Source organism: Pseudomonas sp. Con_6, assembly GCF_059379395.1.
On sequence record NZ_CM182011.1, the window covers coordinates 372,914 to 391,452 of the forward strand.

General features: G+C 63.8%; 19 protein-coding genes. 11 read left to right on the plus strand and 8 right to left on the minus strand.

The window, feature by feature from the left end; genetic code table 11:
* Positions 1-15: 15 nt before the first annotated feature.
* Complete coding sequence (locus tag AC5QPF_RS01690) at positions 16-2,397, minus strand: penicillin acylase family protein (protein WP_494961738.1); 2,382 nt, start codon at positions 2,395-2,397, stop codon at positions 16-18.
* A 93-nt stretch (positions 2,398-2,490) separates the two neighbouring features.
* Between AC5QPF_RS01690 and AC5QPF_RS01695 the strand changes: the two genes are divergently transcribed.
* On the plus strand, positions 2,491-3,054 hold the full coding sequence (locus tag AC5QPF_RS01695; RefSeq protein ID WP_494961739.1) for a maltose acetyltransferase domain-containing protein: 564 nt from the start codon (positions 2,491-2,493) through the stop codon (positions 3,052-3,054).
* On the opposite strand, the gene AC5QPF_RS01700 is transcribed toward AC5QPF_RS01695, so the two are convergent.
* On the minus strand, positions 3,048-3,998 hold the full coding sequence (locus AC5QPF_RS01700; RefSeq protein ID WP_494961740.1) for a hypothetical protein: 951 nt from the start codon (positions 3,996-3,998) through the stop codon (positions 3,048-3,050). The two genes, AC5QPF_RS01695 and AC5QPF_RS01700, sit on opposite strands and share 7 nt — an antisense overlap.
* A 98-nt stretch (positions 3,999-4,096) precedes the next feature.
* Positions 4,097-4,657 (minus strand): DUF6436 domain-containing protein, encoded by a 561-nt coding sequence (locus AC5QPF_RS01705; protein ID WP_494961741.1) that lies wholly within the window; start codon positions 4,655-4,657, stop codon positions 4,097-4,099.
* 98 nt (positions 4,658-4,755) lie between these two features.
* Between AC5QPF_RS01705 and bipL the strand changes: the two genes are divergently transcribed.
* Positions 4,756-5,688 carry a phospholipase BipL gene (gene bipL, locus AC5QPF_RS01710; protein WP_494961742.1) on the plus strand — a complete coding sequence of 311 codons (933 nt, stop codon included), beginning with the start codon at positions 4,756-4,758 and terminating at the stop codon, positions 5,686-5,688.
* Here bipL and AC5QPF_RS01715 read toward each other — a convergent pair whose 3' ends face one another.
* Complete coding sequence (locus AC5QPF_RS01715) at positions 5,689-6,438, minus strand: hypothetical protein (RefSeq protein WP_494961743.1); 750 nt, start codon at positions 6,436-6,438, stop codon at positions 5,689-5,691.
* A 114-nt stretch (positions 6,439-6,552) separates the two neighbouring features.
* On the opposite strand from AC5QPF_RS01715, the gene AC5QPF_RS01720 reads away from it, so the two are divergent.
* Together AC5QPF_RS01720 and AC5QPF_RS01725 are read left to right on the plus strand one after the other, a co-directional pair.
* Complete coding sequence (locus AC5QPF_RS01720; RefSeq protein ID WP_494961744.1) at positions 6,553-7,185, plus strand: 2OG-Fe(II) oxygenase; 633 nt, start codon at positions 6,553-6,555, stop codon at positions 7,183-7,185.
* Entirely contained in the window at positions 7,166-7,666 is a 501-nt protein-coding gene (locus AC5QPF_RS01725; RefSeq protein WP_494961745.1) for a 2-thiouracil desulfurase family protein, read from the plus strand. The genes AC5QPF_RS01720 and AC5QPF_RS01725 overlap by 20 nt, the downstream gene beginning before the upstream one ends.
* 67 nt (positions 7,667-7,733) lie before the next feature.
* Here AC5QPF_RS01725 and AC5QPF_RS01730 read toward each other — a convergent pair whose 3' ends face one another.
* Positions 7,734-8,510, minus strand: a complete 777-nt coding sequence (locus AC5QPF_RS01730; RefSeq protein ID WP_494961746.1) for a transporter substrate-binding domain-containing protein — start codon at positions 8,508-8,510, stop codon at positions 7,734-7,736.
* A gap of 205 nt (positions 8,511-8,715) precedes the next feature.
* On the minus strand, positions 8,716-9,945 hold the full coding sequence (serA, locus tag AC5QPF_RS01735) for a phosphoglycerate dehydrogenase (RefSeq protein ID WP_494961747.1): 1,230 nt from the start codon (positions 9,943-9,945) through the stop codon (positions 8,716-8,718).
* 171 nt (positions 9,946-10,116) lie between these two features.
* Here serA and AC5QPF_RS01740 point away from each other — a divergent pair, with 171 nt between their 5' ends.
* The 4 genes from AC5QPF_RS01740 (at position 10,117) to AC5QPF_RS01755 (ending at position 14,271) form a co-directional block, all read left to right on the plus strand.
* The gene (locus AC5QPF_RS01740; protein WP_494961748.1) at positions 10,117-11,514 is read left to right on the plus strand and encodes a D-2-hydroxyglutarate dehydrogenase; all 1,398 of its coding nucleotides are present in this window, start codon (positions 10,117-10,119) and stop codon (positions 11,512-11,514) included.
* Positions 11,515-11,549: 35 nt separating this feature from the next.
* Positions 11,550-12,215, plus strand: a complete 666-nt coding sequence (locus tag AC5QPF_RS01745) for a fumarylacetoacetate hydrolase family protein (RefSeq protein WP_494961749.1) — start codon at positions 11,550-11,552, stop codon at positions 12,213-12,215.
* A 145-nt stretch (positions 12,216-12,360) separates the two neighbouring features.
* Positions 12,361-13,293, plus strand: coding sequence for an SdiA-regulated domain-containing protein (locus AC5QPF_RS01750; RefSeq protein ID WP_494961750.1), 933 nt, complete (start codon positions 12,361-12,363; stop codon positions 13,291-13,293).
* Between the two features lie 78 nt (positions 13,294-13,371).
* Positions 13,372-14,271, plus strand: a complete 900-nt coding sequence (locus AC5QPF_RS01755) for an SdiA-regulated domain-containing protein (RefSeq protein WP_494961751.1) — start codon at positions 13,372-13,374, stop codon at positions 14,269-14,271.
* A 177-nt stretch (positions 14,272-14,448) separates the two neighbouring features.
* On the opposite strand, the gene rpiA is transcribed toward AC5QPF_RS01755, so the two are convergent.
* The gene (rpiA, locus tag AC5QPF_RS01760; RefSeq protein ID WP_494961752.1) at positions 14,449-15,120 is read right to left on the minus strand and encodes a ribose-5-phosphate isomerase RpiA; all 672 of its coding nucleotides are present in this window, start codon (positions 15,118-15,120) and stop codon (positions 14,449-14,451) included.
* Between the two features lie 133 nt (positions 15,121-15,253).
* On the opposite strand from rpiA, the gene ilvA reads away from it, so the two are divergent.
* Together ilvA and AC5QPF_RS01770 are read left to right on the plus strand one after the other, a co-directional pair.
* Positions 15,254-16,765, plus strand: a complete 1,512-nt coding sequence (gene ilvA, locus AC5QPF_RS01765) for a threonine ammonia-lyase, biosynthetic (protein WP_494961753.1) — start codon at positions 15,254-15,256, stop codon at positions 16,763-16,765.
* Positions 16,766-16,804: 39 nt separating this feature from the next.
* A complete protein-coding gene (locus AC5QPF_RS01770) occupies positions 16,805-17,233 on the plus strand; it encodes a DUF2269 family protein (RefSeq protein WP_494961754.1) in 429 nt (142 codons plus the stop codon).
* Between the two features lie 10 nt (positions 17,234-17,243).
* On the opposite strand, the gene AC5QPF_RS01775 is transcribed toward AC5QPF_RS01770, so the two are convergent.
* The gene (locus AC5QPF_RS01775) at positions 17,244-17,900 is read right to left on the minus strand and encodes a histidinol-phosphatase (protein WP_494961755.1); all 657 of its coding nucleotides are present in this window, start codon (positions 17,898-17,900) and stop codon (positions 17,244-17,246) included.
* A 143-nt stretch (positions 17,901-18,043) separates the two neighbouring features.
* Here AC5QPF_RS01775 and AC5QPF_RS01780 point away from each other — a divergent pair, with 143 nt between their 5' ends.
* On the plus strand, positions 18,044-18,523 hold the full coding sequence (locus tag AC5QPF_RS01780; protein ID WP_009396722.1) for an RNA pyrophosphohydrolase: 480 nt from the start codon (positions 18,044-18,046) through the stop codon (positions 18,521-18,523).
* Positions 18,524-18,539 lie beyond the last annotated feature (16 nt).

Consider the following 18,539-nt stretch of genomic DNA (forward strand, 5'->3'; position numbering starts at 1 on the left):
AAGACCAACCCAAGGCTACTTGGCAGGCACCAGCCGCAACGTCCCCTCGGTCTCCCCCGCCAACCCCAACCACGCCCTCTGGTATTTCCCCTCGACATACGGCTTCGCCTGATCCGAATAGTGCCTGTCGAACAACACCCCACTTTGCCCAACCGGATTGATGCTCAACGCTGTCCCTGCATCGGCGAAATCGATCAGCCGCCTTGTCGATGGCCCATAAGTCACCGGCCATGGCGCCGGGCCGATCTTCGCCGACAGGTTGTTCGGCACCTCATGGGTCCCCGGCGCTGCGAACGGCCCGACATTGAACAGCTTGTCCAACGGCTTCTGCATGCCCAGCGGATGTCCGTGGGTCAGGGTATGCGCCTTGCCCCACTGCCAGCCCGATGGATCCTTGCCCAGAGCCTCGCCCAGGTGCGACAGGGTGCGCTCCCAAGCCTGCTTGACCACCGCCGTACGGCTGCCGCGTTCGCTGCTGCCCTGGCTGTCCCACCACGGCGAATCCGCATCGGCAGCCAGGCGCGGCAGGGCGTCGTCTATCACTCGGGTGGAGATCAGCGCCTGGAACCAGGCATCGCCCAGCTCGTCGTGCATCGCAGCGAAGGCCAGTTCGTAGAGGAACTGATTGAACAGCGTGGCGCTGACCGAATCCAGCGGATAGTCGCCGCGCCAGGCCGCCAGTTGCTCCACCAGCTCGCGACCCTGCTGGTCCTGTACTACCTGGCGCAGCACTGGCAGCAGCGGGCCGAGGGTGCGCGGGCCATAGTCGGTGGTGGTGCCGAGCTGCAGCGCCTGGCTGTTCTGCAGATCCCATTTGACCTGGTCGTCGGCCAGTTGCCGGTCGAGCTGGCGACCGCGGTCCGGCAGGTTGTAGTAGCCGGGAATCGCCACGCCCATGGGTGACTGTGGCTGGAAGTTGGCCGAGATGATATAGCCGTTGGCCGGGTTCTCCGACTGCGGGTTGACGCTGAAGGGGTAGAAGCCGGACTTGTCCGCCTGGCCCGTGCTGCCGTCAAGAATGAACGCCGGGTTCACCCCATCGGGGCGTATCGGCAAGGCCGCCGCTGCCCACCAGCCGATATCGCCACGGGCGTTGGCCCAGACGAAGTTGAGGCCGGGCGCCTGGACTTTCTGCACCGCGCTGCGCATGGCGTCCAGGCTGCTGGCGCGGTTGATCTCGTAGAAACCGTCGAGGATCGGATTCGGGCTTTCGAGGAAGGCCCACCACATGGCGATCGGCGTCGGCCCGGCGTCCTGGCCCAGCACCTTGTTGACGATCGGGCCGTGGGGCGAGCGCAGCAGGGTAACGGTCTGGTCCGCCTCGCCCTTGACCTTGATCGTCTGCTCGCTGCGGGTCAGTGGCTGCCATTGGCCATGGACCATGACCTGGTCCGGGTTGTCCGGGTTGACCTTCTCGGCGATCAGGTCGACGTCGTCATTCTGGAACATGGTCAGGCTCCAGCCGAATTCACGGTTGTGCCCGAGGGACGCGAACGGGTTGAGCGCCTGGTGATAGCCATACAGGTGGAAACCCGGCGCCGACAGTTCGGCCTCGTACCACACCGACGGCACCGAGAAGCGGATATGCGGGTCGCCCGCCAACAACGGCTTGCCGCTGCGGGTGCGACTGCCGCTGACTGCCCAGGCGTTGCTGCCCTCGAACTGTGGCAGGCCGGCTTCGCCGAAGGCCTGCTGGCTGACCTGGGCGAGTTGCCCCAAGGATTTCCAGTCGGCATCCGCCAGCGCGGGTGCGCGTTGCAGCACGCCGTCGGGATGCCAGTCGAGGTCGAAGACCTTCAGGTATTGCTCGCCGAGATGGTCGCGGACGAAGGTCAGCAGCGGTTCGGTGCGGAACGCGGCGGCGAAGCTGTAGGCCATGAAGCCGGCGATGCTCAGGGTGTCCTGGGCGGTGAAGGGGCGCGGGGTGATGCCCAGGGCGTCGAACTCCATCGGTTTCGGATGGCTGTCCTGCCAGGCGTTGACGCCGTCGAGGTAGGCCTGGAGGGCTTTCCAGGCCGGAGACTGTTTGTCCTGGCGGTCGACCATGGCTTGTGCCTGCTCGCCGATGCGCAGGCTGCGGAATAGCGTGTCGGTGGCAACCATCTTCGGCCCCAGCACCTCGGCCAGTTCGCCGCGGGCCAGGCGCCGGGTAATCTCCATCTGGAACAGGCGGTCCTGGGCATGCACGTAGCCCAGGGCGCGATACAGGTCGGTCTCGTTCTGCGCCTGGATATGCGGCACGCCGCGCTCGTCATAGCGTACGCTGACCGGCGCCTGCAGCTTCGCCAGGGCCAGCTCGCCATTGCGCTGCGGCTGCTTGCCCTGCACGTACAGGTAACCACCGCCGGCTGCCGCGACGGCGATGGCAACGGCGAGAAGGGTGAGACGGCGTTTCATCGAAGCTCCTTGCGTGGGATCTTTCTGCCAGCGGACATGATCGGACAGAGGATAGACTTTGCCAGCCGATAGATCAGCCAGGAGTGATGGCCAATGGACCTTAGCGAGAAACAGAAGATGCTTACCGGCCAGTTGTACCGCGCCACCTGCCCGGAGTTGCAGGCCGAGCAAATCGCCAACAAGCACTGGATGCAGCGCTACAACGACTCCGCCGACCTGCTCAACGAGCAGCGCCATGGCCTGCTGGTCGAGCACTTCGCCAAGGTCGGCAGTGGTGCGGTGATCCGGCCGCCGTTCTATTGCGACTACGGCTACAACATCGAGCTGGGCGCTAATGTGTTCATGAACTTCAACTGTGTGATCCTCGACATCTGCACGGTGAGCATCGGCGACGACTGCCAGATCGGGCCGGCGGTGCAGATCTATGCGGCGGATCATCCGCGGGATCCGGTGGTCAGGCGTAGCGGGCTGGAGAGTGGCAAGCCGGTGAGGATTGGTTGCAACGTATGGATTGGTGGCGGGGCGATCATCCTGCCGGGGGTGACGGTGGGAGATAACGCGATCATCGGGGCGGGGAGCGTGGTGAGCCGGGATGTGCCGGCGGGAGTGACAGTGATGGGCAATCCGGCGCGGGCGCGTACCCGGCCGGATCACTGATCGAGAAAGCGACGCGGACCCTGTGGGAGGCTGACGGGCGGGGTGTTGCGGGAGGGGGCAAACCTTATGCTGGTTTCCAGCACCTTGCTCTGAGCCGAGAGTTGAATCGGGTATTTATTGCGGTCGTAGAACGCCGTGTTGTTGGCCTTGTGCACTTGCAGCAACTGCGCCAGCTCGTCTTCCAGAGCCTTGGCATGCAGCGGTGCGTGCTCTTGTGCCAGTGTCTCGAACCTCTGGTCGGAGAGTGCCTCCAGATGTTCTTGCAAGCGGCCTGTGCTGACCTGGTGCTCCTGCGTTGCCAGGTCCATCTGGGCTAGCAGCATATCTACGGTGCGAATGCTCTTTTCGAGCCTTTGCGCCTGCTTGACTTCGTTTGCGGCGAACTTCCTGGCGACGGTCAGCGCCTTGGTTCTTACGTTCAGATAGTCGATGGCACCGGTAAGCAGTTTCGCTTCGTTGGCGGCCCGGTAGGAGTCGAGCCAGGTCTTCCTGGGATCGGCGAAGCCATGGGGGCGCGACAGCGCATGGACATAGTCGACGGCGCTTTTGGCAAGCGGTGATTCACCGAAGAACTGCAGGGCGGTTTGCTGCAAGGCGGGTAACGCGGCGGACTTCTGCAGCAACAACTGCTGGGTGGCGGCGGACTGGCGGTCCAGCACCTCATGTTGCAGCAGGTTGTCCAGGTTGCCCGCGAGTTGCTGAACCTGGGTATCCAGGTTCGCTTTCAGCGACTTCTCATCGGCCGCGTGTTGCTGGTCGATGGCTTTCTTGTCCGCGTGCGCCTGTTCGAGGATCTCGAAGACCAGAACGCCTGCCTGCACGTGCGAGGTGTAGACCCGGTGGTCGAATGTTCCACTCCAGGTCGGGGAAGGGCGCAGAGAGTGTCGATCCCGGGTAGCGTGGACGGACTGCGCGGGTAATTCGACGGTTGTCTGTTTCGGCATACAAGCTCTCCTTTGCTGTATGCGCGAAACCTACGGAACGCGATCCTCCGGCTGGATGTAGATAGTTATTGGCGTGATTGACGAAATTTCCGCTGTTTTCAGTCGCTCCAAGGGCAATAACAGCCCACCGCCATCGTCTGCGTCACCTGTACCGGCCGCCCTTGGGTCAGCGCCTGCAGGATCGGCTCGATGAAGCTGTTGCTGGCATTGCACGTTGCCCCTTCGCTGTAGGGCCCGAAGTAGGCGAGGTTGCCGTCCCGGTCCCAGATCGCCACGGCCGGGCTGGCCGGCAGGTGCTCGGCGCCGGGCAGGCGGGCGATGGGCTTAAGTGAGGAGAGGTTGACGGGAAGCTGGCCGTGGGTGCCGGGCTTTTGCACCACGTGGAAGGACACACCCTGCGGCGCGTAGTGCTCGATCAGTTCACCGAGATGCTGCTGGTTGCCGACATTGCACGGGCAGGCCGGGTCCCAGAAGTGCACCAGGCGAATCGGGCCGGGGCCGGCGAGTTCTGGCGGCAGGCGCAACTGGTCGCCGCTGAACAGAGCAGTCTGGTTGTCGAACGGGCGCAGGTACTGGCGCTGGAAATTGTCATACGCCCACCACAGCCCGGCGGCACAGAGCAGAAGGGTGAAGGCGGCAAGCAGCTTTTTCCCCGACATGGGCAATCCCGGCAAATTGAAGGGGGCCAGCTTGCCATGCCCCCGCCGACAGATGAATATCGCAGATCAATCCTTTGCCGCCTTTCCGGAAATCCGCCATGTCCGCCTCGTTCCAAGCCGATTCACTGCGTGCCAGCCTGCCAGCCTTGGCGGCGCGCCAGCCGTTGTCGGTCGAGGGCCAGGCCTATCAGCGCTTCTACGGGCTGGACCGCGCGCCACGGGCGGCGAGCTGGCTGGGGCGCTTTTCCCGGGCGGGTTTCGATGTGGTCGCGCAGGCCTGGCTGCCCGCCGAACCGGTGGCGACGCTGGTGCTGCTGCATGGCTTCTACGATCACATGGGCTTGTACCGACACGTGATCGACTGGGCGCTGGAGCAGCATTTCGCGGTGATTTCCTGTGACCTGCCCGGGCACGGCCTGTCCAGCGGCGAGCGGGCCAGCATCGATGACTTCGGGGTGTATCAGCAGGTCCTCGACGCCCTGTTCGAGCAGGCTGGCGAGCTGAAACTACCGCAACCCTGGCACCTGTGCGGGCAGAGCACCGGTGGCGCGATTGCTGTCGACCACCTGCTGCATCGCGGCGAGCACAGCCCGGTGACGGGCGAGGTGGTGCTCCTGGCGCCGCTGGTACGACCGCGGGCCTGGGGCTGGTCGAAACTCAGCTACTGGATGCTGCGGCCCTTCGTGAACGGCATCGCCCGGCGCTTCAGCGAGAACAGCAACGACCCGACCTTCCTGCCGTTCCTCCTCGCCGATCCGCTGCAGCCACGGCGCCTGCCCACAGCCTGGGTCGGTGCGCTGCTGGAATGGGTAAGGCGCATCGAAGCGGCACCGGGTAGTACACGCCGGCCGTTGATCGTGCAGGGTGAACAGGACATGACGGTGGACTGGCGCTACAACCTGGAGGTGCTCAAGGGCAAGTTCGACGCCCCGCAGATTCTCCTGCTGCCACAGGCGCGACACCACCTGGCCAATGAGTTGCCGGAGATCCGCCAGCGTTACTTCGCCTTCATCGGCCAGCGCCTGGGCTGATCAGCGCAGGTCGGAGGTGCTCTGGCCGACGGCGAGGCCGGCGCGGATAGCAGCCAGGGCGGCCTTGTAGTAGGCCTGGCCTTCACTGGACTCGGCGAAGGTGGCGAACTCTTCCAGCTCGGCGTCGGACAAGTCGCGGTAGACGTACAGCAATGTGTTGTTCAGGTCTTCGCCGATCTGCTGCATCAGGCGCTGGCGCTGGCCGTCCAGCAGGCCCTGGGCCTGGCCGCCGCCAAACAGACCGGGAATCATCTGGCTGAGGCTGTCGGCTGCCACGCCGGCGATCGCCAGGCTGACTTCGGCACCGGCTTCGCGGGCCGGCAGGGCCTGGGCCAGGTGGCCGACGATCAGCAGGCGAGTGTCGCTGGCCTCGATCTTCGGCAGGCCCTTGGCGTTCTTCGCCAGTTGGTCGCGGCGGGTGGCAAGCAGTTCGGCGGCCACCACCTTGCGCCCCAGTGGCGACTGGAAGAAAGCCAGTGCAGGCGCGGGGTTGCTCAAGTTGGCACGCAACTGGGCCTCGGCGCGGCGGTCCACGGCCTTGGCTTCGAAACGCTGGTTGCTGTTGTCCACCAGCGCCTGGAATACCGCGGGCGGCAGGCTTTTCTGGTAGCGCTGCTGGGCGGCGGCGATGGCATCGGAGAAGTGGGCACGCTGCTCAGGCCAGCCGGCGACCTTGTACAGCTGATCGAGGGAGTCTGCCCGGACAGGCGTGGTGCAGATGATCAACAACAGAAAAAACAGACGGCGCATTCAGGACTCCTGTCGGCAGGCCGCTATTGTCCGTGGCCTTGCGGGGCTTTGTCGAGACGCCCGTGACGCGATGCGACCAAGTGGCGCTGTCGGTTTGCCTGGCGGCCCGTTACCATGCGCGCCATGCACATATCCTCCGAACACCCGCAATTGCTCGGCATCGTCGACGACCTGGCCAATCAGGGCTGGTCGCGGCAGGCCATTTTCCTTCCCGACGCCCTGACCCGGGCGCTGGCGGCCGAGTGCCGGCGGCGCAAGGCCGAGGGCGAGCTGGCGCCGGCCGCTGTAGGTCGTGGGCAAGGCCAGGAGGTGCGCGAGGGGATTCGCGGTGACCATATCCTCTGGCTCGAGCCCGGCCAGTCCGAGGCCTGCGACCAATACCTGACCTTGATGGACGCCCTGCGCGAGCAGCTCAATCGTGATCTGTACCTGGGCCTGGAGGATTTCGAGTGCCATTTCGCCCTGTATCCGCCGGGCACCTTCTATCGCAAGCACCTCGACCGCTTCCGCGACAGCGACCGGCGCACGGTGTCGGCGATCATCTACCTGAATGACGACTGGCAGCCCGCCGATGGCGGCGAGTTGCGCCTGTTCTTCGCCGATGGCCGCGAGGAAGACGTGCCACCAGTGGGCGGCAGCCTGATCGTGTTCATGTCTGCCGACCTGCCCCATGAAGTGCTCGCGGCCAATCGCGAGCGCCTGTCGGTCACCGGCTGGTTCCGCCGTCGTGGCAACGAGCCGTTCTGACCTGCCGCGGGTGCTGGTGAGCGCCTGTCTGCTTGGCCAGCCGGTGCGCTATGACGGGCGTGCCAGCGGGTATCCCGATCTGTTGCGGACCTGGCAGGAAGAAGGCCGGGTGGTGCCGTTGTGCCCGGAAGTGGCGGGTGGTTTGCCGACGCCGCGTCCGCCCGCAGAGATTCCCGGCGGGCAGGGTGGCGCGGTGCTGGATGGCGAGGCGCAAGTGGTCACGGTGCTGGGCGAGGATGTCAGCGCGGCGTTTCTCGCCGGGGCCCGGCAGGCGCTGGATCTGGTGCGTCGGCATGGGATCCGGGTGGCGGTGCTGAAGTCTGGCAGCCCGTCGTGCGGCAACCGGTTGGTGTATGACGGGACGTTCAGTGGCCACAAGATCGAGGGGGAAGGGGTCGCCAGTGCCTTGCTGCGGCGGGAGGGGGTGCTGGTGTTCAGTGAATTGGAACTGGAAGAGGCTGCCAAAGCGCTCGACTCATGATTCTTGTTGCTTTCACTGGTCTCATCGCTGGCTTGCCAGCGATGAGACCCTGAAGGGCACTGAATATCTAGGGTTTCGGCGGCTCGCTGGCATCCACCCCGAACCACTTCTTCGACAGCTCGGCCAGCCGGCCATCCGCCTTGATCCGCTGCAGGGCATTGTCCAGCGCGCTCTGGAACGCCGGATTACCCTTCTGGAACGGAATCGCCAGGCTTAGCACCGGGCCTACGCTGGCGCCTTCCTCCACCGGCAGCTTGCTGTCGCGAATCGCATAGGGCACCAGCAGGCGATCGCTGATTACCGCGTCGATCTGGTCGTCGGCCACTTCCTTGATCGGCTGCACCGGGTCCTGATAGCCGCGCAGGTCCACGCCCTCGACTGCCTTGGCCTGCTCGGCGAACGAGCTGCCCTGGACGAAACCGAGGCTGTGCCCCTTGAACGCCTCCAGGCTGTGCAGCGGCCGCTTCTCTTCCCGGCGTACAATCAATTGGGCGCGGGTGTAGCTGTAGGGGGCGCTGAAATCCAGGCGCTCCTCCAGTTCCGGACTGACCGCGATCTGGTTCAACGCGATATCGTACTTGCCGTTCTGCACACCGGGCAGCAGGTCATCGGCCGTCACTTCGACAAAGGACGCGTTGACGTCCAGTTCACGGGCAAGCATCTGCCCAAGCTCCACTTCGAACCCACTCAGTTGCCCGGCGGTATCGCGGAAGTTGAACGGTGGCATTTTGGCTTCAATCGCAATGCGCAACTCGTTGCGGTCGCTGACGTCGTCCATCAGTTCCGCTTGAGCCCACGGACTGAGCAGGCTGGCGGCAAACAATGCCCCGGTAAGAAAACGCATTCGAGCCCCTTTTTGTTGGCAATTAACACAGTATTGCCGCAGCTTTCTGGTTTGCCACGGTCAACGTGCCCCTTGTGACCACGTCACTCCCGGGATGTTTAACGGTAGTTGAAATATTTCTCGCGTAATCGTGCAACTTTTTGTTTTCGTCCGGCCAATAAAAAGGGAGGCCACCAGGGCCTCCCTTTTCAACAGCGAAGCGAACTCAGAACAGGACGCGGGAACGGATGGTGCCCCTGACCTGTTGCAGTTTCTCTTGCGCCAGGTCCGAGTACTCGGCGTCGACGTCGATCACCACGTAACCGACTTTCTCGTTGGTCTGCAGGAACTGACCGGAGATGTTGATGCCGTTTTCGGCGAAGACCTTGTTGATCTCGCTGAGTACGCCCGGGATGTTTTCGTGGATGTGCAGCAGGCGATGCTTGCCAGGGTGCGCCGGCAGGGCCACTTCAGGGAAGTTGACCGAGGACACCGAGGTACCGTTGTCGCTGTACTTGACCAGCTTCTCGGCCACTTCCAGGCCGATGTTGGCCTGGGCTTCGGCGGTGGAGCCACCGATGTGCGGGGTCAGGATCACGTTGTCCAGGCCACGCAGCGGGCTTTCGAACTCTTCGTCGTTGGAACGCGGCTCGATCGGGAACACGTCGATGGCGGCGCCGATCAGGTGCTTGTCACGGATCGCGGCGGCCAGGTGGTCCAGCTCGACCACGGTGCCACGGGCGGCGTTGATCAGGATCGAGCCCTTCTTCATCGCGCGGATTTCCTTCTCGCCGATCATCCACTGGGTGGATGGCAGCTCAGGCACGTGCAGCGAGACGATGTCGGCCAGGCCCAGCAGTTCGTGCAGGCTGGTGACCTGGGTGGCGTTGCCCAGCGGCAGCTTGGTCAGCGGGTCGAAGAAGAACACCTGCATGCCCAGGCTCTCGGCCAGGACCGACAGCTGGGTGCCGATCGAGCCGTAGCCGACGATGCCCAGCTTCTTGCCACGGATCTCGAAGGAGTTGGCCGCGCTCTTGATCCAGCCGCCACGGTGGCAGGACGCATTTTTCTCAGGGATGCCGCGCAGCAGCAGGATCGCCTCGGCCAGCACCAGCTCGGCAACGGAGCGGGTGTTGGAGTACGGTGCGTTGAACACGGCGATGCCGCGCTCGCGAGCCGCTTCCAGGTCGACCTGGTTGGTGCCGATGCAGAAACAGCCGACAGCGACCAGTTTCTTGGCGCAATCGAAGATCTCTTCGGTCAGTTGAGTGCGGGAGCGGATACCGATGAAGTGGGCATCGGCGATCTTTTCCTTCAGCTCGGCTTCCGGCAGGGAACCGGTGAGGTACTCGATGTTGGTGTACCCGGCGGCCTTGAGGACGTCCACGGCGTTCTGGTGGACCCCTTCGAGAAGAAGGAACTTGATCTTGCTCTTATCGAGAGAAGTCTTGCTCATCTGCGTAAACCTGTGTCCCGGAGAAAAATGGCAGGGAAGTGAAGCCAGCGCAGATCGGCCTGAAGCACGATTAGCGGGGGGCGTATGCTAGCATACCGACGCCGCGCTCAGACCATCCCCGGCACGTGAAGTGTGCTCAGGGTGACCATGAAAAGTTCGAGAGTTCCGCCGATGACCGACCCTGTTCTGATCGATGAACTGAAGACCCTTGTCGAGCCTGGCAAGGTCCTGACTGACGCCGCCTCCCTCGAAGCCTGGGGCAAGGACTGGACCAGGCACTTCCCGCCGGCCCCCTCGGCCATCGTCTTTCCCAAGACCATCGAGCAGGTCCAGGCCATCGTCCGCTGGGCCAACCGGCACAAGGTCGCCCTGGTCCCGTCGGGCGGGCGCACCGGCCTCTCTGCTGCGGCTGTGGCGGCCAATGGTGAAGTGGTCGTGTCCTTCGACTACATGAACCGCATCCTCGATTTCAATGCTTTCGACCGTACCGTGGTGTGCCAGCCGGGCGTGGTCACCGCGCAGTTGCAGGCCTTCGCCGAAGAGCAGGGGCTGTATTACCCGGTGGACTTCGCATCGTCCGGATCCAGCCAGATTGGCGGCAATATCGCTACCAATGCCGGCGGGATCAAGGTCATTCGCTACGGCATGACCCGCAACTGGGTGGCTGGCCTCAAGGTCGTCACCGGTGCCGGCGAGGTGCTGGAACTGAACAAGGACCTGATCAAGAACGCCACCGGCTACGACCTGCGTCAGCTGTTCATCGGCGCCGAAGGCACCCTGGGTTTAGTGGTCGAGGCCACCATGCGCCTCGACCGGGCGCCGAAGAACCTCACTGCGATGGTCCTCGGCACCCCGGACTTCGACTCGATCATGCCGGTGCTGCATGCCTTCCAGGGCAAGCTCGACCTGACCGCCTTCGAGTTTTTCTCCGACAAAGGGCTGGCGAAGATCCTCGGCCGCGGCGACGTACCTGCGCCATTTGCCACTGAATGCCCGTTCTACGCCTTGCTGGAGTTCGAGGCCACCACCGAGGACGTGGCCAACGAAGCGCTGGCCCTGTTCGAGCACTGCGTCGAGCAAGGCTGGGTGCTCGACGGTGTGATGAGCCAGAGCGAGCAGCAGTTGCGCAACCTGTGGAAGCTGCGCGAGTACCTGTCCGAGACCATCTCTCACTGGACCCCTTACAAGAACGATATTTCGGTGACGGTGGCCAAGGTGCCGGCGTTCCTACGCGATATCGATGCCATCGTCACGGCGTACTATCCGGACTTCGACGTGGTCTGGTACGGCCATATAGGTGATGGCAACCTGCACCTGAACATTCTCAAGCCAGAGGACATGGGCAAGGACGAGTTCTTCGCCAAGTGCGCCGTGGTCAACAAGCAGGTGTTCGAAACCGTCGAGAAGTACAACGGTTCTATCTCCGCGGAGCACGGCGTCGGCATGACCAAGCGCGATTACCTTGCCTATAGCCGCTCGGCGGCGGAAATTGCGTACATGAAAGCAGTCAAGGCGGTGTTCGATCCCAACGGGATCATGAACCCGGGCAAGATCTTCGCCCCCGAGTAAGCCGCCGCGGATTCAACCAGCACCAGGAGTCGATCATGAGTTATCAGCACCAATATGTAGACGGGACGCGCATCCACTTCAACCTGGGCAAGGTGGTGTGCATCGGGCGCAACTACGCCGAACACGCCAAGGAGCTGGACAACCCGATCCCCACCGAGCCGCTGCTGTTCATCAAGCCGGGCAGTTGCGTGGTGCCGGTGGACGGCGGTTTCGCGATTCCGACCGAGCGTGGCTCGGTGCATTACGAGGCGGAGATTGCCGTGCTGCTGGGCAAGTCGCTGTCGCCGCAGCCTTCCGAGGAAGAGGTGCTGGACGCCATTTCCGGTTTCGCCCCGGCCCTGGACCTGACCCTGCGCGACCTGCAGGCTCAACTGAAGGACAAGGGCCTGCCCTGGGAGCGCGCCAAGTGTTTCGATGGCGCCTGCGTGCTGGCGCCGTTCGTTGTCGCCAGCACGTTCGCGGACCTCGCCGATATCGGCATCCGCCTGACCATCAACGGCGAAGTGCGCCAGGACGGCAACAGTGCGCTGATGCTCAATCCCATCGTGCCGATGATCCAGCACATGGCCTCGCAGTTCTCCCTGCAAGCGGGTGATGTGATCCTGACGGGTACTCCGGTGGGCGTTGGCCCGCTGAATCCGGGGGATGAGCTGGTCCTGGAATTGCCGGGCGCCAGCCGCTTCGAGAGCCGGGTGCTCTGAAATCCCGGGGCCGCAAAGCGGCCCCGTACACCTGCCAATGCAACTCATCGGCTTTTGCCGTTTTTTTCACAAACCATCTGGATAATTCTCCCCCGGTCCGTCGACTACGCTCGTCAGTCGGGATAACAAAAAAGGGAATTCTCCAATGGCCGCTCCCCTCGCCTCCGACGGCATCCCGCCGTCTGCACGCAAACGCCCCGTCATCCGTCGCTGGTCCACCTGGCTGGCCGCTGCCGCTGTGATCGGCTATGGCGTCGCCATTGCCATGCATTGGGATGACCGCGGGTTTCTGTGGTTGCAGGAGCGTTTCGAGAGCCAGGCCGAGCAGAAGGCCAGTGTCTGGTTGCCGGACTACCGCGCCGATATCGATGCCAAGGTGCTCCCAGGCATGGAAAAAGACGAGGCATCCGACCTTTCCTATGATCCACAGCGCAAGACCCTGTTCGCCGTGATGGGCAAGAACCCGTTCCTGGTCGAGCTCACCCTGGACGGCGATGTGCTGCGCAAGATCCCGCTGGTAGGCTGGGCCAACCCTGAAGGCGTGGCCGTGATGGCGGACGGGCGCCTCGCTATCGTCGACGAGCGCCAGCACAATCTGGTCCTGGTTCGCCTTGACGACGCGACCCACGAGCTGAACATCAAGGATTTCCCGCAATACGACCTCGGTCCTTCGGCGGACCAGAACAAGGCCTTCGAATCCATTGCCTGGGATCCGGGACAGCAACGCCTGGTGCTTGGCGAAGAACGCCCGCCCCGGCTGTTCACCTGGTCTACCGATGGTCGTTCGGACCTGACCGGCAACAAGCAGGAACTGCCCAACGACGACCTGGATCTGCGCAACCTTTCCGCCCTCGGCATCGACCCGCGCACCGGGCATATGCTGGCGCTGTCGGCGGAATCCAACATGCTGCTGGAGCTGGACGAGAAGGGCGAGCAGGTCAGCTTCATGACCCTGCAAGGCGGCTTCAATGGCCTGGCCAAGCGCATCCCGCGCGCCGAAGGCGTGGCGATGGACGAGGCGGGCACCCTGTACATGGTCAGTGAGCCGAACCTGTTCTACCGCTTCCGCAAGGAGTGATCGCGGTGCTTTAAGCTTCGTTTCAGTTGGCTATGGTTAGATTCGGGCCGTTTCGTTTTCCCGCCCGAGTCTTTCCTCATGCGTCTGCGTATTTCCCTTCTTGTATCGCTCGTTGCCCTGCTGGCCGTCCTGGCCCTGGCGGGGCAGCACTATCGCCTGTTCGAGCGTGGCTGGTTCAATCTCAAGACCTGGTGGCAACCGGCGGAACAGAGCATTGGCCTCGACCGCTACAAGGTCGTGATCGAAGCACAGGCCATTGAGGGGCTGGACAAGGACATCTCTGCGCTGACCTTCGATCCAGACCGAAACAGCCTGTTTACCGTCACCAACAAGTCTCCGGAACTGATCGAGCTGTCGCTGGATGGGCGCATCCTGCGCCGGGTGCCGCTGACCGGTTTCGGCGATCCGGAGGCGGTGGAGTATGTCGGGCGCGACAGCTACGTGATCACCGATGAGCGCCAGCAGCGCCTGATCCGCGTGCGTCTGACCGATGACACGCCGTTCCTCGACGCCAAGGATGCCGAGCAGTTGACCCTGGGCATCGGCCTCAATGGCAACAAGGGCTTCGAGGGCCTGGCCTTCGACCAGCAGGGCAAACGCCTGTTCGTGGCCAAAGAGCGCGATCCGATGCTGATCTACGAGGTGCACGGCTTCCCCCATGACAATCCGGAGCAGCCGTATGCCGTGCATGTGGTGCAGGACCGCAAGCGCGATGCGCGGTTGTTCGTGCGCGATCTGTCGAGTCTGCAGTTCGACGAACGCAGCGGGCATCTGCTGGCGCTGTCGGATGAGTCGAAGCTGGTGCTGGAGCTGGATGTTCAGGGCAGGCCGCTGGCGAGCCTGGCGCTGCGCAAGGGCTTTCACGGGTTGAAGGAAAGCGTGCCGCAGGCGGAGGGGATTGCGATGGATGGGGCGGGGACGTTGTATCTGGTGAGTGAGCCGAATCTGTTCTATGTCTTCAGGAAAGCAGATCGGTAGAGCCGCACCGAACCTTGTGGGAGCGGGTTCACCCGCGATTGCGGTGGTGAATTCACCGACGTAATCGCGGGTGAACCCGCTCCCACAAGGTCCGCGTCGAACATTCGGCCTATGTTCTATACGCGACAGCGCAGCCCGGCAGGGCTGGATGGCCTCCCACAGGGTTTTGTGGTGCTCTTACGCGCGAAGGGTCTTCACGCCTTCACCGGTACCCAGCAACAGCAGATCCGCTGGCCGCGCCGCGAACAGGCCGTTGGTGACCACACCGACGATGGCATTGATCTGCGTTTCCAGCTCCACCGGGTTGGTGATCTGCAGGTTGTGCACGTCGATGATGATGTTGCCGTTGTCGGTCACCACGCCCTCGCGGTACACCGGGTCGCCGCCCAGCTTCACCAACTGGCGCGCCACGTGGCTGCGGGCCATCGGGATCACTTCCACCGGCAGCGGGAAGGCGCCCAGCACCGGGACCAGCTTGCTGGCGTCGGCGATGCAGATGAAGGTCTTGGCCACCGCCGCGACGATCTTCTCGCGGGTGAGAGCCGCGCCGCCGCCCTTGATGAGGTTCAGGTGCTCGTCGCTCTCGTCGGCGCCGTCGACGTAGAACTCCAGCTCGCTCACGGTGTTCAGCTCGTAGACCGGGATGCCGTGGCCCTTCAGGCGCGCGGCGGTGGCTTCGGAACTGGCCACGGCGCCGTCGAAGGCGGTCTTGTGCTGGGCCAGGGCGTCGATGAAGCAGTTGGCGGTCGAGCCGGTGCCGACACCGATGATGCTCTTGGCATCAAGGCTCGGCAGGATGAAATCGACGGCGGCCTGGGCGACGGCCTGTTTGAGTTGGTCCTGGGTCATGCGGGCTCCGAAGCGGGGGAGTATCGTGAAGCCGGGCATTATAGCGGCTAAAACCCCTGGTTTGCTGTGGTCGCCCGACAAGGCGCTGGGGTAGACTCCGATCCCCCGTCCCGCCGCCTGTGATGCTTTCCCGATGCTCGAACAGTACGTCAAGAAGATCCTCACCTCGCGCGTCTACGACGTCGCCGTGGAAACCCCTCTGCAAGCCGCCGGCCAGTTGAGCAAGCGCCTCGGCAACCAGGTGCTGCTCAAGCGCGAGGACCTGCAGCCGGTGTTTTCCTTCAAGATCCGCGGCGCCTACAACAAGCTGGCGCAGTTGAGCGTGGAAGAGCGCGCCCGCGGCGTGGTCACCGCCTCGGCCGGCAACCATGCCCAGGGCCTGGCCCTGGCGGCGAAGGAAATGGGGGTCAAGGCAACCATCGTGATGCCGCGTACCACCCCGGAAATCAAGGTCGAGGGCGTACGGTCCCGTGGCGGCAAGGTGGTCCTGCACGGCGATTCGTTCCCCGAGGCACTGGCCTACTCGCTGAAACTGGTCGAGGAAAAGGGCTTCGTCTACGTCCATCCCTATGACGACCCGCACACCATCGCCGGGCAAGGCACCGTGGCCATGGAGATCCTGCGTCAGCACCCGGGCCACCTGGACGCGATCTTCGTGCCGGTAGGCGGTGGTGGCCTGATCGCCGGTATCGCGGCCTACGTCAAATACCTGCGTCCCGAGATCAAGATCATCGGCGTCGAGCCGGACGACTCCAACTGCCTGCAGGCCGCCATGGCCGCCGGTGAGCGCGTGGTGCTGCCGCAGGTCGGGCTGTTCGCCGACGGCGTCGCGGTGGCGCAGATCGGTCAGCACACCTTCGATATCTGCCGCGAGCATGTCGACGAAGTGCTCACCGTCAGCACCGACGAGATCTGCGCGGCAATCAAGGACATCTACGACGACACCCGCTCGATCACCGAGCCCGCTGGCGCCCTGGGCGTGGCCGGGATCAAGAAGTACGTGGAGCAGCGCGGCGTCAGCGGTCAGACCCTGGTGGCCATCGACTCCGGGGCCAACGTCAACTTCGACCGCCTGCGCCATGTCGCCGAGCGCGCCGAGCTGGGCGAGGGTCGCGAAGCCATCATTGCCGTGACCATCCCCGAGCAGCCGGGCAGCTTCAAGGCCTTCTGCGAGGCCATCGGCAAACGCCAGATCACCGAATTCAACTACCGCTACCACACCGGTGGTGAGGCGCATATCTTCGTCGGCGTGCAGACCCACCCGGACACCGATCCGCGCAGCGCGCTGATCCAGCACCTGACCGAGCAGGGTTTCCCGGTACTGGACATGACCGACAACGAACTGGCCAAGCTGCACCTGCGGCACATGGTCGGCGGGCATGCCGAGGTTGCCGACGAACTGGTGCTGCGCTTCGAGTTCCCCGAGCGGCCGGGGGCGCTGTTCAACTTCCTCAACAAGCTGGGCGGGCGCTGGAACATCTCGATGTTCCACTACCGCAACCACGGCGCGGCGGATGGTCGCGTGGTGGCCGGCCTGCAGGTGCCGGAAGACGAGCGCCACCTGGTGCCGGCGGCGCTGGAGAAGATCGGCTATCCGTACTGGGACGAAACCGGCAACCCGGCGTACCGGCTGTTCCTCGGCTGAACGGCTACGCTTTGAGCAACGCCTGAGGAAATCGCTGCCATGGAAACCCTGACCGCGCTGAAAACCGCCCACATTCTCGCCACCGTGCTACTGCTGGCCAGTGCGCTAGGGCTGGCGATCTGGACCTGGCGCGCACGCCGCGCCGGTGATGCAGCGGTCTACGGCCGATTGCTGGCGCGTCCGCAGGGCTTTCTCTGGCTGATAATGGCGCTGGGCCTGGCGAGCCTGCCGTTCACCGGTTGGTGGCTGGTGCACCTGGTGGGCTGGCCGTTGGGGCAGACCTGGGTGCTGGGCTCCAGCCTGCTCTATACCTTTGGCGCGCTGGCCTGGTTCTGGCTGTTGGTCCGGGTCAACCGTTTGCGTACCGAGCCGGCCAAGGGCAAACCGCAGTTCACCCTGGCCCTGGCGCTGTTCAGCGGTGTGTGCTTCATCGCTATTGCCGGCTTGATGGGCGCCAAGCCGGTCTGAGCGTGCTGGCTCAGTCGCGCAGGCTGATCACCGGCCAGCCGCGTTTCTCTGCCTCGGCCCGCAGGTTCGGGTCCGGATCGACCGCCACCGGGTTGTCCACCTGTTCCAGCAGCGGCAGGTCGTTCATCGAGTCGCTATAGAAGTAGCTGCCTTCCAGGTTCAGGCCGTTCTCTGCCAGCCAGGTGCGCAGGCGGGTCACCTTGCCTTCGCGGAAGCACGGCACGTCGATGCTGCGCCCGGTATAGCGGCCGTCCACCAGCTCGCACTCGGTGGCCAGCAGGGTCTCCACCTCCAGGCGCTTGGCGATCGGCCCGGTGATGAAGCGGTTGGTGGCGGTGATGATCACCAGCTTGTCGCCGGCGTCGCGGTGCTTCTTCAGCAGGGCCAGGGCCTTGGGCAGGATGATCGGTTCGACGCAGTCGCGCATGAAGTCGCCATGCCATTCGTCGAGCTGGGCCATCTCGGTGGTGGCCAGGATCTCCAGGCTGAAGTTCAGATAGGCCTGCAGGTCCAGCTTGCCGGCCAGGTAGTCCTGGTAGAAGGCGTCGTTGCGGTTCTGGTACTCAACCGGGTCGAGAATGCCCCGGGCGCACAGGTAGTCGCCCCAAGCGTGGTCGCTGTCGCCGCCGAGAAGGGTGTTGTCCAGATCGAATAAAGCCAGGCGCATTGAAGAGTCACTCGCATAACATCTGAAAAGTCCCACAGAATACGGACTTTTCACGGAGCTGCACATAAGGTATGGCGGGCGCGTTGCTGGCCTTGCAAGCTTTGTGGAACAATGCGGCGACATGCGTTTGCGAGGTTGCTGCCGTGATCGACCCCGATGGTTTTCGCCCCAATGTCGGGATCATTCTGACGAATGATCTTGGACAGGTGCTATGGGCCCGGCGAATCAACCAGGATGCCTGGCAGTTTCCACAAGGGGGAATCAACCCCGACGAAACACCGGAAGATGCTCTGTACCGCGAGTTGAATGAAGAAGTAGGTCTGGAGCGTCAGGACGTGGAAATTCTTGCCTGCACCCGTGGCTGGTTGCGTTATCGTTTACCCCAACGTCTGGTCCGCACCCACAGCCAACCGCTGTGCATCGGCCAGAAACAGAAATGGTTCCTGCTGCGCCTGGTGTCCAACGAGCAGCGGGTGCGGATGGACCTGACCGGCAAACCGGAGTTCGATGGCTGGCGCTGGGTCAGCTATTGGTATCCCTTGGGCCAGGTGGTGACATTCAAGCGCGAGGTATATCGCCGCGCGCTCAAAGAGCTTGCCCCGCGCCTGCTGGCGCGCGACTGACGACGGAGTTCGACCC

Bases quoted from the DNA above. Each gene is read 5' to 3' on its own strand.
- AC5QPF_RS01690 (WP_494961738.1), bottom strand. From the start codon at position 2,397: ATGAAACGCCGTCTCACCCTTCTCGCCGTTGCCATCGCCGTCGCGGCA.
- AC5QPF_RS01695 (WP_494961739.1), top strand. From the start codon at position 2,491: ATGGACCTTAGCGAGAAACAGAAGATGCTTACCGGCCAGTTGTACCGC.
- AC5QPF_RS01700 (WP_494961740.1), bottom strand. From the start codon at position 3,998: ATGCCGAAACAGACAACCGTCGAATTACCCGCGCAGTCCGTCCACGCT.
- AC5QPF_RS01705 (WP_494961741.1), bottom strand. From the start codon at position 4,657: ATGTCGGGGAAAAAGCTGCTTGCCGCCTTCACCCTTCTGCTCTGTGCC.
- bipL (WP_494961742.1), top strand. From the start codon at position 4,756: ATGTCCGCCTCGTTCCAAGCCGATTCACTGCGTGCCAGCCTGCCAGCC.
- AC5QPF_RS01715 (WP_494961743.1), bottom strand. From the start codon at position 6,438: ATGCGCCGTCTGTTTTTTCTGTTGTTGATCATCTGCACCACGCCTGTC.
- AC5QPF_RS01720 (WP_494961744.1), top strand. From the start codon at position 6,553: ATGCGCGCCATGCACATATCCTCCGAACACCCGCAATTGCTCGGCATC.
- AC5QPF_RS01730 (WP_494961746.1), bottom strand. From the start codon at position 8,510: ATGCGTTTTCTTACCGGGGCATTGTTTGCCGCCAGCCTGCTCAGTCCG.
- serA (WP_494961747.1), bottom strand. From the start codon at position 9,945: ATGAGCAAGACTTCTCTCGATAAGAGCAAGATCAAGTTCCTTCTTCTC.
- AC5QPF_RS01740 (WP_494961748.1), top strand. From the start codon at position 10,117: ATGACCGACCCTGTTCTGATCGATGAACTGAAGACCCTTGTCGAGCCT.
- AC5QPF_RS01745 (WP_494961749.1), top strand. From the start codon at position 11,550: ATGAGTTATCAGCACCAATATGTAGACGGGACGCGCATCCACTTCAAC.
- AC5QPF_RS01750 (WP_494961750.1), top strand. From the start codon at position 12,361: ATGGCCGCTCCCCTCGCCTCCGACGGCATCCCGCCGTCTGCACGCAAA.
- AC5QPF_RS01755 (WP_494961751.1), top strand. From the start codon at position 13,372: ATGCGTCTGCGTATTTCCCTTCTTGTATCGCTCGTTGCCCTGCTGGCC.
- rpiA (WP_494961752.1), bottom strand. From the start codon at position 15,120: ATGACCCAGGACCAACTCAAACAGGCCGTCGCCCAGGCCGCCGTCGAT.
- ilvA (WP_494961753.1), top strand. From the start codon at position 15,254: ATGCTCGAACAGTACGTCAAGAAGATCCTCACCTCGCGCGTCTACGAC.
- AC5QPF_RS01770 (WP_494961754.1), top strand. From the start codon at position 16,805: ATGGAAACCCTGACCGCGCTGAAAACCGCCCACATTCTCGCCACCGTG.
- AC5QPF_RS01775 (WP_494961755.1), bottom strand. From the start codon at position 17,900: ATGCGCCTGGCTTTATTCGATCTGGACAACACCCTTCTCGGCGGCGAC.